Origin of the sequence: Citrobacter sp. S55_ASV_140 (assembly GCF_018919505.1) — a bacterium.
GTDB classification, from domain to species: Bacteria; Pseudomonadota; Gammaproteobacteria; order Enterobacterales; family Enterobacteriaceae; genus Citrobacter; species Citrobacter werkmanii.
On record NZ_JAHLQZ010000130.1, the window covers coordinates 1 to 11683 of the forward strand.

Below are 11683 nucleotides of genomic sequence, written 5' to 3' on the forward strand. Positions count from 1 at the left end.
GACATATACCACGGCATGGGCTCTGGACGGGGAAAAATTCCAGCTGTTCGGCCACATCCCCTCCTGTAGTAAGATTGATATATCTATTGAAGACGTTAACTGAATTTCTCGCAAGCGCTATTGCATTAGACCGACTGGTCTATTATGCTTCTTTCATGAACAAAGTCACTGAACACGATACACGCGAACATCTTCTGGCGACTGGCGAGCTGCTGTGCATGCAGCGTGGCTTCACCGGCATGGGCCTGAGTGAGCTACTGAAAACAGCTGAAGTGCCTAAGGGTTCGTTTTATCACTATTTTCGCTCAAAAGAAGCGTTCGGCGTCGCGATGCTGGAACGCCACTATGCGGCTTATCATCAGCGATTGGCTACGCATTTTGATACGGGGGCGGGAAATTACCGCGACAGGATTCTGGCTTACTATCAGGAAACCCTGAATCAGTTTAGCCAGCACGGCATTATTAGCGGTTGTTTAACCGTTAAACTGTCTGCCGAAGTGTGCGATCTGTCAGAAGATATGCGTACCGCGATGGATAAAGGCGCGCGACACATTATTGCGTTGCTGGCGCAGGCGCTGGAGAAAGGTCAGGCCAATCATTGTCTGTCTTTTGTTGGCGAGCCATTACAGCAGGCGCAGGTTTTGTATGCGCTATGGCTGGGCGCCAATCTTCAGGCCAAGATTTCTCGTAGCGCCACGCCGCTGGAAAATGCGCTGGCGCACGTTAAAACCATCATTACAACGCCTGCCGTTTAACAGGCGTTTTTATTTCTTTTATTACTAGACGACCGGTCTATTCAGGAGTGCCACATGTCATCTGAAAAATTGTTTTCCCCACTGAAAGTGGGTGCCATTACGGCAGCAAACCGCGTTTTTATGGCGCCATTGACGCGTCTGCGCAGCATCGAGCCTGGCGACATCCCTACTCCGCTGATGGCCGAGTATTACCGTCAACGCGCCAGCGCGGGACTCATCATCAGTGAAGCGACGCAGATTTCCGCCCAGGCGAAAGGCTATGCCGGTGCGCCGGGACTACACAGCGAAGCGCAGATTGCCGCATGGAAGAAAATCACTGCAGCCGTACATGCTGAGCAAGGTCATATTGCTGTCCAGTTGTGGCACACCGGGCGCATCTCCCACGCCAATCTGCAGCCAAACGGCCAGCCACCGGTAGCACCTTCCGCGATTAGCGCCGGTACCCGCACCTCACTGCGCGATGAAAACGGTCTGGCGACGCGTGCCGATACGACTATGCCGCGCGCACTCGAAACGGAAGAAATTCCGGGTATCGTTAATGATTTCCGTCAGGCAATTGCTAACGCGCGTGAAGCGGGTTTCGACATGGTAGAACTGCACTCCGCCCACGGCTACCTGCTGCACCAGTTCCTGTCGCCAACCTCTAACCAGCGTACCGATCAATACGGCGGTAGCGTCGAGAATCGTGCGCGTCTGGTGCTGGAAGTTGTCGATGCCGGTATTAAAGAATGGGGTGCCGACCGCATTGGTATTCGCGTCTCTCCGATTGGCTCTTTCCAGAACGTCGACAACGGTCCGAATGAAGAAGCCGACGCGCTGTATCTGATTGAACAACTGGGCAAGCGCGGTATCGCTTATCTGCATATGTCTGAACCGGACTGGGCTGGTGGTGAGCCGTATTCCGACGCGTTCCGCGAGAAAGTGCGTGCCCGTTTCCACGGTCCGATCATTGGCGCGGGCGCTTACACGCCTGAAAAAGCCGAAACGCTGATCGAGAAAGGTCTGATCGACGCCGTTGCTTTTGGTCGCGCTTATATCGCTAACCCGGATCTGGTGGCGCGTCTGCAACATAAAGCGGAACTGAACCCACAGCGTGCCGAAAGCTTCTACGGCGGCGGCGCGGAAGGTTACACCGATTACCCGACCCTCTAACGTCACAATCTCCGTTCTGCCATTGATAGCGGCGTAACAACGCCGCTATACTAAAACAACATTTTGAATGTATTAGCCATTTTCGAAGGGGAAAAAGATGCGTTTACTTCATACCATGCTGCGCGTGGGTGACCTGCAGCGTTCCATCGAGTTTTATACCAACGTGCTGGGCATGAAGCTGCTGCGTACCAGCGAAAACCCTGAATACAAGTACTCTCTGGCCTTTGTTGGCTACGGTCCTGAAACCAGTGAAGCCGTGATCGAACTGACCTATAACTGGGGCGTTGACAACTATGAGCTGGGCACAGCCTACGGTCATATCGCCCTGAGCGTAGACAACGCGGCTGAAGCCTGCGAACGTATTCGTCAGAACGGTGGTAACGTGACGCGTGAAGCTGGCCCGGTAAAAGGCGGCACAACCGTGATCGCGTTTGTTGAAGATCCGGACGGCTACAAAATTGAATTAATTGAAGAGAAAGACGCCGGGCGCGGCCTGGGCGACTAACCTCCCCCTCGGGCGCAGATCGTCTGTGCCCGTAGTTTTATCATCATCATTTTGCCATAATACGCGCTGCAATTTTCCCGTATTAAGAGACCCAGATGTCCGATAACGCTCAACTTTCCGGTCTGTGTGACCGTTTTCGTGGTTTTTACCCTGTCGTCATTGATGTCGAAACCGCAGGGTTTAATGCCAAAACCGATGCGCTGCTTGAGATCGCAGCCATCACATTGAAAATGGATGAACAAGGCTGGCTGATGCCGGACACGACGTTACATTTCCACGTAGAGCCGTTTGAAGGGGCAAATTTGCAGCCTGAAGCGCTCGCCTTTAACGGTATTGACCCTAACAATCCTTTACGTGGCGCGGTCAGCGAATACGACGCTCTGCATGCCATCTTTAAAATGGTACGTAAAGGCATTAAAGACAGCGGCTGCAATCGGGCAATTATGGTGGCGCATAACGCCACATTCGACCACAGTTTTATGATGGCCGCTGCAGAACGCGCCTCACTGAAACGTAACCCGTTTCACCCGTTCGTTACCTTTGATACTGCGGCATTAAGCGGTCTGTCGCTGGGGCAAACTGTGTTATCAAAAGCATGCCTGGCGGCAGGAATGGAATTTGATGGCACTCAGGCGCACTCGGCGCTGTATGACACCGAACGTACGGCCGTGCTGTTTTGTGAAATCGTTAACCGCTGGAAACGCCTCGGCGGCTGGCCTCTCCCCGTGCCGGAAGACGCATAACGGACCGATAAAAAAAGCGACCCTCACAGGTCGCTTTTTTATTTCAGCTGATATTACTCAGCGTCCGGCTCTTCGGTTTTGTATTTCGCCGCTGTTTCTTTAATCAGCTGCTGCAACTCACCGCGCTGGTACATTTCAATGAGAATGTCACAACCGCCAACCAGCTCGCCATCAACCCACAGCTGCGGGAAGGTCGGCCAGTTTGCGTATTTCGGCAGCTCGGCGCGAATATCCGGGTTCTGCAGAATATCAACATAAGCAAAGCGTTCACCACAGGCGGACAGCGCCTGTACCGCCTGAGCGGAGAAACCGCAGCTTGGCAGTTTAGGGGAACCCTTCATGTACAGGAGAATTGGGTTTTCAGCGATCTGGCGCTGGATTTTTTCGATAGTGGTGCTCATTATCTTGCTTCCTTAAACTTCTTTTACGGCAGTAGTCTGACATTGTAGCGGGTCAGGCAGGCAACGGAAAATAACATTTTCATTACGCGTTATTATTTTATCGCCTGCCGTTAAAAGTTGCATTCTTAATCTTACTTACCCGCTCGAAGTGTATGGTTTTGATTATTTATTCACCGACTACACTTTGATTTGCTGTTTTTTTTTGCGGTCGGTAACGAAACGCCGCGTTAAACAAAAAAAGCTATTAACTTTCCCCGTTTCGATAGATTAGAATCATCAAGTTTTGAAAATCACACGCAGGTATGATAGACCTGCCTTAACAGAGGACTGCTCAGTGGCGCGGATAAACCGAATCTCGATCACGCTCTGTGCTTTACTTTTTACTACACTGCCTTTTACGCCTATGGCGCATGCTTCCAAGCAGGCCAGGACGACACCTACCAGTTCCCACACCGTCAAAACGGTAGATAAAAAGAAAAGCGCAACAACCAGCCAAAAAACAGCCAGGACCAACAAGAAATCGGCGACAAAAATCACCAGCAAAACCAGTAGCAAAACAGCCTCCTCTTCTAAAAAACGCACAGCCACTCCGGCAAAATCGACTAAAACGGTAAACCGTCGCAGTAAAACTGCCGCAGCACAAACCGCTGCCGTTACCTGGACTGAAAAATGCACGCCGCGCAAAGGTCATAAGCCGCGCTGTGTGAAAGTGAAAACCGCCGCACCGACAACGCTTGCTGAGGCGCATAAAGTCAAAGTGCAGAAAGCGACGAAAACCGCTATGTCCACCCTGATGAACCAAATCGGCAAACCTTACCGTTGGGGCGGCTCTTCGCCAAGAACCGGCTTTGATTGCAGCGGTCTGGTCTATTACGCCTATAAAGATCTGGTTAAATTCCGCATTCCGCGTACGGCGAATGAAATGTACCACCTGCGTGACGCCGCACCGATTGAACGTGGCGAGCTGAAAAACGGTGACCTGGTCTTTTTCCGCACCCAAGGTCGCGGCACAGCCGATCACGTCGGAGTTTACGTGGGTAACGGTAAATTTATTCAGTCACCGCGCAGCGGTCAGGAAATTCAAATCACTTCTCTGAGCGAAGATTACTGGCAGCGCCACTATGTCGGCGCGCGTCGGGTAATGACACCAAAAACAATTCGCTAAAAACTTACCCTACAGAACATGCTGTAGGGTAAGTTCTTCTTTTGCATAACCTTTCAATTTGCTACCCTATCCTTACTCACAATGAGGCTATTGTGTGTACTCAATATAAATAATAAGGAGAGAAGCAATGTCGTTTGAATTACCTGCATTACCGTATGCCAAAGATGCTCTGGCACCGCACATTTCTGCCGAAACGCTGGAATACCACTATGGCAAACACCATCAAACCTACGTGACCAACCTGAACAACCTGATCAAAGGCACGGCGTTTGAAGGTAAATCACTGGAAGAGATCGTTCGTAGCTCTGAAGGCGGTGTATTCAATAATGCTGCACAGGTATGGAACCACACGTTCTACTGGAACTGCCTGGCGCCGAACGCAGGTGGCGAGCCGACCGGTAAACTGGCCGATGCAATTGCCGCCTCCTTTGGCAGCTTTGCGGATTTCAAAGCGCAATTCACCGATGCCGCTATCAAAAACTTCGGTTCTGGCTGGACCTGGCTGGTTAAAGGAAAGGATGGCAAACTGGCTATCGTTTCTACTTCCAACGCAGGTACTCCGCTGACGACCGACGCGACGCCGCTGATGACCGTTGACGTATGGGAACACGCCTACTACATCGATTATCGCAATGCCCGTCCTGGCTACCTGGAGCACTTCTGGGCGCTGGTGAACTGGGAATTTGTTGCGAAGAACTTCGCAGCATAAAATGATAACGCAGAAGGGACCCCCTTCTGCGTTTTAGCCTTAGCTGGAGGCAGTGCAGACTTCTTCAGATTGCCTTCTTGCCGAGATAAAGACCAGCAGTAACGCAAGCCCCGCCACAATCGCTCCCATCACGGGTACAAAACTGTAGCCCAGACCACCGGAAATCACCGCCCCACCGGCTGCCGCACCTAACGCATTTCCCAGGTTAAACGCGCCAATGTTGACTGACGATGATAACCCTGGCGCTTCGCTGGCAACGCGCATCACCCGCATCTGCAACGGCGGAACCACCGCAAACGTCGCCGCGCCCCAGACGACCATACTGACCGCCGCCCCCAGCTCATTACGCGCGAGGAAGGGAATGGCCAGCATAATAACCATCAACAACAGCAAAAAGCCTTTAAGCGTACCGTTGACAGAACGATCCGCCAGTTTGCCGCCAAGATAGTTTCCGATCGAGAATCCGACGCCAATTAATACCAGCATTCCGGTCACAAACGCCGGTGTGGCATGGGTAATGCTGTGCAGCACCGGCGAGATGTAAGTATAAAGCGTGAACATCGCGCCTGCGCCCAGCACAGTGGTCAGCAGAGCCGACAGCACCTGTGGGCGCATAAGTACCGCCAGTTCGCTGCGGACATCAGGGCGCGCTCCTGCCCCACCTTTCGGTAATGAGAAGAACAGGCTGACCATAGCGATGACGCCCAGACCCGCCGTCGCCATAAACGACATCCGCCAGCCGATTGTCTCACCAAGCCACGTCGCCGCGGGAACACCGCCAATATTGGCAATCGTTAACCCCATAAACATGGTTGCCACGGCGCTGGCTTGCTTATGTTTAGGTACCACGCTTGCGGCGACCACAGAGCCGAGACCAAAAAAGGCGCCGTGATTAAGACTGGTCAAAATACGTGACAGCATCAGCGTGGTATAATCCGGCGAGATAGCGGAAAGCACGTTGCCCAGCGTGAAAATAGCCATCAGGAATATCAGCGCATTACGTCGCGCGCGATGGGACAGCAGCAGTGTCATCAGCGGAGCCCCCACCATCACGCCAACCGCATACGCGCTAATCAGCATCCCGGCCGCGGGAATCGAGACATCCACCCCTTTGGCAATCACGGGCAATAATCCCATTGGCGAAAATTCGGTGGTGCCAATGCCAAACGCGCCAATCGCCAGCGCCAGTAAGGGATAATTGATTTTCATATATCGACTCCGTAACGTCGAGCCGTGGCGCGACATAAAATAAGAGTCAAAAGCATGACATTGATCGCAAAATTAATAAAGTTAACAAAATTGCAAAAGACTTTTGCTTATTCGCAAACAATAGAGGGGAAACAGATGCGGAGAGGATGAGGGAGAGCTAACTCCCTCGGGGAAATCAATGCAGCGCTGCGGTCAGGCCACCCGCGACGATCAAACCCAGAACAATAATGGTAGTCACTAACGAAAATTTCAGATCGGTGCTCATCAAGTTTTCTCCTTTTTATTCCCACACAAAAAGTGATATTGCGCATTTTTACACACTTGAAAGCAAAAATCTCTCACGATTTATATTGATAACTGCTTTTAACTCTTCCCCTTTTCGTTAAGATCAGACAAAATTCCACGCTTACTTGATTAGCGTACCGGCCATTGACCCCTTCCTGACGTTCCGTGTCGTTTTCCCGGCGTGCCGCAACCCCTACGTTGCGTTAAGGGTGTGTGAAGGCAAACGTTTACCTGGAGTATTCTCAGGAGCTTAGGATATGGTCTGGAGTGAGATGTAATGGCAACAATTAAAGATGTAGCGAAGCGAGCAAACGTTTCCACTACAACCGTATCACACGTAATTAACAAGACGCGCTTTGTCGCGGAAGAAACGCGTAATGCGGTTTGGGCTGCGATCAAAGAGCTGCACTATTCTCCAAGCGCAGTTGCACGCAGCCTGAAGGTGAATCACACCAAGTCTATCGGCTTGCTGGCGACCAGCAGCGAAGCGGCCTATTTCGCCGAAATTATCGAAGCCGTTGAGAAAAACTGTTTCCAGAAAGGCTATACCTTGATTCTGGGCAACGCATGGAACAGTCTTGAAAAGCAGCAGGCCTATCTGTCGATGATGGCGCAAAAGCGCGTTGATGGTCTGTTAGTGATGTGTTCTGAGTATCCGGAATCGCTGCTTTCGATGCTCGAAGAGTATCGCCATATTCCGATGGTTGTTATGGACTGGGGCGAAGCTAAAGCTGATTTTACCGATACGGTCATTGATAACGCTTTCGAGGGCGGTTACATGGCGGGTCGGTATCTGATAGAACGCGGCCATCGCGAGATTGGCGCGATCCCGGGCCCGATGGAGCGGAATACCGGGGCCGGTCGTCTGGCTGGCTTTATGAAAGCGATGGAAGAAGCGCTGATTAAGGTTCCCGAAAACTGGATTGTACAGGGCGATTTTGAACCTGAATCCGGTTATCGCGCCATGCAGCAAATTCTTTCACAGTCGCATCGTCCGACCGCCGTCTTCTGCGGTGGCGATATCATGGCGATGGGCGCGCTGTGCGCCGCTGATGAGATGGGACTGCGCGTACCGCAGGATGTCTCGCTCATCGGTTATGATAACGTGCGCAACGCCCGCTTCTTCACGCCAGCGCTGACCACCATTCACCAGCCTAAGGATTCACTGGGTGAAACGGCCTTTAATATGCTGTTAGACCGCATCGTGAATAAACGCGAAGAGTCGCAGTCTATCGAGGTTCATCCGCGTCTGGTAGAGCGCCGCTCCGTTGCTGACGGTCCATTCCGCGATTATCGTCGTTAAGCCTGTTGTGCGGGGGCCTCATCTGGCTCCCGCAACCATTCTTTATTTAGCGTTTCGCTATCGCCTAAATAGTCCAGCAACCAACTCAGTGCTGGCGAGGTATCGTTCTGTTGCCATGTCAGACAACACGCGGCATCAGGAAAGGGATTCTCCAACTGCAGCGACACCCATTTACCGCTATCAATCCACGGCTTGGCAAAATGTGTTGGTACCATGCCTACACACAATCCCGCAGATAAACAGGTTGCGGAAGATTCCCAGTCAGGCACCACAACGCGCTTTTGGTTGTCCAGTAACCAGGTTATACGCTTCGGCAATGTACGCGAGGTATCTTCGCGCACCAGTGACGGCCAGTTGCGCAACGTATCATCGCTTAGCGGCCCCGACATTGACGCCAGCGGATGATGGCTGGCCACCACGCAGCTCCAGCTCAGCATGCCCATGTCGCGGAAGGTATAGCGCCCCCCTACCGGAATGGCCTGTGTGGCGCCAATAGCCAGCTCCACACGCCCATCGGAAAGCGCATCCCAGACACCATTAAAGACTTCCTGAAAAACCAGCAGTTCCACATCATCAAAGTGGCGATAGAAATCCACAATCATCTGTCGGGTACGTTCGGGACGGACAATGTTATCTACCGCGATTGCCAGTTGTCCTCGCCAGCCGTTGGCGATTTGTTGACATTGCTGGCGAGTGATCTGCATTTTTTTGATAACAGAGCGCCCTTCTTTTAAAAACCACGCGCCGGCAGGCGTTAATTCCACATCGCGATGGCGTCGCTCAAAAAGCGGTACAGCCAGCCACTCCTCCAGTTGGCGCACGGTGTAGCTTACCGCCGAAGGTACGCGGTGTAACTCCTGCGCGGCTGAACTGAAACTGCCGTTGCGTGCAACCGCATCAACCACTTCAAGTGAATATTCCGACCACATATTCTGCCTACAAAAAATTTGAAATCAGTAAGCAAATATTAGCGTTTCACAGCGTGAATTACACTCACTACACTCAGCGGCATTGTTCTATTGCTAAAAAAAGAGAAATGATGATGCAACCTGGGAAAGGTTTTTTAGTCTGGTTGGCGGGCCTTAGCGTGCTCGGCTTTCTGGCGACGGATATGTATCTGCCCGCCTTTGCCGCGATTCAGTCCGATCTGCAAACACCTGCATCTGCCGTCAGCGCCAGCCTAAGTTTATTTTTAGCGGGTTTCGCCGTCGCACAACTACTGTGGGGACCGCTCTCGGACCGCTATGGCCGTAAACCGATTTTACTGTTGGGTTTATCTATTTTTGCGCTGGGTAGTCTGGGTATGCTGTGGGTTGAAAACGCCACTGGCTTGCTGGCGCTGCGCTTTATTCAGGCCGTTGGCGTCTGTGCCGCGTCGGTTATCTGGCAGGCGCTGGTTACAGACTATTACCCTTCACAAAAAGTAAACCGCATCTTTGCCACCATTATGCCGCTGGTCGGGTTATCACCGGCTCTCGCGCCGTTATTGGGCAGTTGGATTCTGGTCCACTTCTCCTGGCAGGCCATTTTCGCCACCCTGTTTGCTATTACCCTGATTCTGATGCTTCCGGCCCTGCGTTTAAAACCGACGGTTAAAGCACGCGACGACAGCCAGGATAAACTGACTTTCGCCACACTGTTGCGCTCGAAAGCTTATCGTGGAAACGTACTGATTTATGCCGCCTGCTCCGCAAGCTTTTTCGCATGGCTGACGGGTTCACCGTTTATCCTTAGCGAAATGGGCTACAGCCCGGCAGTGATTGGCCTGAGCTATGTTCCGCAAACTATCGCCTTCTTAATTGGTGGTTACGGTTGCCGTGCGGCGCTGCAAAAATGGCAAGGTCGTCAGATGCTGCCATGGTTACTGATTCTTTATGCCATCAGCGTTGTTGCCACCTGGGCTACCGGCTTTATTCATCATGTTGCGCTGGCTGAAATTCTGATCCCATTCTGCGTAATGGCGATTGCCAACGGCGCAATCTATCCTATCGTTGTCGCTCAGGCGTTACGTCCTTTCCCACAGGCCACAGGACGCGCAGCCGCATTGCAAAATACGCTGCAACTAGGTTTATGCTTCCTGGCAAGTCTTGTGGTGTCGTGGCTGATCGCCACCCCGCTGCTCACCACCACCAGCGTGATGCTGACAACAGTGCTGCTGGCAGCCATCGGTTACAAAATGCAATCGCAGACCGATAACACCCGTCAAACAGATGACCGGGCGCAAATTGCCCACGGTGAGTCTCACTAATCATTGTCGCGGGCACATAGTTAGCCCGCTAACAATTTTCTATTGAATCGTCAAAAAATCAGGCTTATACTGATTTCCAGTTGTTACAAAAACGATAATTTTTAGGTATTAACGGGGACAAGAACGTTCCCGTTTTTCCACGGATGGCCTTTTCGGTAAGGGTTCCTCCCTTCCTCTGTTCTACGTCGGATTAAAGATTCGCGGATTAATTCCGTGAGATTTCTCACAAAGCCCAAAAAAGCGTCTACGCTGTTTTAAGGTTCTGATCACCGACCAGTGATGGAGAAGCTATGAGTTCATCGTGTATAGAAGACGTCAGCGTACCGGATGATGACTGGTACCGCATCACCAATGAATTATTGAGCCGTGCAGGCATTACCATTAATGGTTCGGCTGCGGCGGATATTCGTGTCAAGAACCCCGATTTTTTCAAACGCGTACTGCAGGAAGGATCGTTAGGTTTGGGTGAGAGCTATATGGACGGCTGGTGGGAGTGCGATCGGCTGGACATATTTTTCACCAAGGTATTGCGCGCCGGGCTTGAAAATCAACTCCCCCGCCACTTCAAAGATACCTTACGTATCGCCACGGCACGACTGTTTAATTTACAGACCAAAAAGCGCGCCTGGGTTGTCGGCAAAGAACATTACGATCTGGGCAACGACCTCTTTAGCCGCATGCTTGATCCTTACATGCAGTATTCCTGCGCCTACTGGAAAGATGCCGATACCTTGGAATCTGCCCAACAGGCGAAGTTAAAAATGATTGCCGAAAAATTGCAGTTAAAGCCGGGAATGCGGGTGCTCGATATTGGTTGCGGCTGGGGTGGCTTGTCCCATTTTATGGCATCGCAATACGGTGTGAGCGTGGTAGGTGTGACCATCTCAGCAGAGCAGCAGAAAATGGCGCAAGCGCGTTGCGCGGGACTGGACGTCACCATTTTGCTGCAGGATTACCGCGACCTGAACGACAAATTTGATCGCATTGTCTCCGTCGGCATGTTTGAGCATGTCGGCCCGAAAAATTACAACACCTATTTCGACGTTGTCGATCGCAATTTAAAGCCGGACGGTCTGTTTTTACTGCACAGCATCGGTTCGAATAAAACCGACAATAATGTTGATCCGTGGATCAATAAATACATCTTCCCGAACGGCTGTTTACCGTCAGTTCGCCAGATTGCCAACGCCAGCGAGCCGCATTTTGTG

The 11683-nt window shown here is 51.8% G+C and carries 13 protein-coding genes; 9 read left to right on the forward strand and 4 right to left on the reverse strand.

The window, feature by feature from the left end; translation table 11 throughout:
* The first annotated feature begins 155 nt into the window (after positions 1-155).
* The 4 genes from KQJ18_RS16865 to rnt all read left to right on the forward strand — a co-directional run bounded on the left by KQJ18_RS16865 (position 156) and on the right by rnt (position 3155).
* Entirely contained in the window at positions 156-755 is a 600-nt protein-coding gene (locus KQJ18_RS16865) for a TetR/AcrR family transcriptional regulator (protein ID WP_038640379.1), read from the forward strand.
* Between the two features lie 54 nt (positions 756-809).
* On the forward strand, positions 810-1907 hold the full coding sequence (locus tag KQJ18_RS16870) for an alkene reductase (RefSeq protein WP_216422359.1): 1098 nt from the start codon (positions 810-812) through the stop codon (positions 1905-1907).
* Between the two features lie 97 nt (positions 1908-2004).
* Positions 2005-2412, forward strand: a complete 408-nt coding sequence (gloA, locus tag KQJ18_RS16875) for a lactoylglutathione lyase (protein ID WP_038640376.1) — start codon at positions 2005-2007, stop codon at positions 2410-2412.
* Between the two features lie 95 nt (positions 2413-2507).
* Entirely contained in the window at positions 2508-3155 is a 648-nt protein-coding gene (gene rnt / locus KQJ18_RS16880) for a ribonuclease T (RefSeq protein WP_038640374.1), read from the forward strand.
* Positions 3156-3208: 53 nt separating this feature from the next.
* Here rnt and grxD read toward each other — a convergent pair whose 3' ends face one another.
* The gene (gene grxD, locus KQJ18_RS16885; RefSeq protein WP_003832760.1) at positions 3209-3556 is read right to left on the reverse strand and encodes a monothiol glutaredoxin 4; all 348 of its coding nucleotides are present in this window, start codon (positions 3554-3556) and stop codon (positions 3209-3211) included.
* 334 nt (positions 3557-3890) lie between these two features.
* Here grxD and KQJ18_RS16890 point away from each other — a divergent pair, with 334 nt between their 5' ends.
* Together KQJ18_RS16890 and sodB are read left to right on the forward strand one after the other, a co-directional pair.
* Positions 3891-4721 carry a C40 family peptidase gene (locus KQJ18_RS16890; protein ID WP_216422360.1) on the forward strand — a complete coding sequence of 277 codons (831 nt, stop codon included), beginning with the start codon at positions 3891-3893 and terminating at the stop codon, positions 4719-4721.
* A gap of 127 nt (positions 4722-4848) precedes the next feature.
* Entirely contained in the window at positions 4849-5430 is a 582-nt protein-coding gene (sodB, locus tag KQJ18_RS16895) for a superoxide dismutase [Fe] (RefSeq protein ID WP_137351554.1), read from the forward strand.
* A gap of 39 nt (positions 5431-5469) precedes the next feature.
* On the opposite strand, the gene KQJ18_RS16900 is transcribed toward sodB, so the two are convergent.
* Positions 5470-6639: an MFS transporter gene (locus KQJ18_RS16900; protein ID WP_137351553.1), complete on the reverse strand. Its 1170-nt coding sequence runs from the start codon at positions 6637-6639 to the stop codon at positions 5470-5472.
* 175 nt (positions 6640-6814) lie between these two features.
* Positions 6815-6904 (reverse strand): cytochrome bd-I accessory subunit CydH, encoded by a 90-nt coding sequence (cydH, locus tag KQJ18_RS16905; RefSeq protein ID WP_003029209.1) that lies wholly within the window; start codon positions 6902-6904, stop codon positions 6815-6817.
* Positions 6905-7201: 297 nt separating this feature from the next.
* On the opposite strand from cydH, the gene purR reads away from it, so the two are divergent.
* On the forward strand, positions 7202-8227 hold the full coding sequence (gene purR, locus KQJ18_RS16910) for an HTH-type transcriptional repressor PurR (protein WP_038640368.1): 1026 nt from the start codon (positions 7202-7204) through the stop codon (positions 8225-8227).
* Here the strand turns inward: purR and punR are convergent.
* Complete coding sequence (punR, locus tag KQJ18_RS16915; protein ID WP_038640367.1) at positions 8224-9156, reverse strand: DNA-binding transcriptional activator PunR; 933 nt, start codon at positions 9154-9156, stop codon at positions 8224-8226. The genes purR and punR overlap by 4 nt on opposite strands.
* A 113-nt stretch (positions 9157-9269) precedes the next feature.
* On the opposite strand from punR, the gene punC reads away from it, so the two are divergent.
* Both punC and cfa read left to right on the forward strand, forming a co-directional pair.
* Positions 9270-10475: a purine nucleoside transporter PunC gene (gene punC / locus KQJ18_RS16920; RefSeq protein ID WP_174331232.1), complete on the forward strand. Its 1206-nt coding sequence runs from the start codon at positions 9270-9272 to the stop codon at positions 10473-10475.
* 290 nt (positions 10476-10765) lie between these two features.
* A partial coding sequence (gene cfa / locus KQJ18_RS16925; protein ID WP_216422361.1) for a cyclopropane fatty acyl phospholipid synthase occupies positions 10766-11683 on the forward strand: 918 nt, incomplete at its 3' end.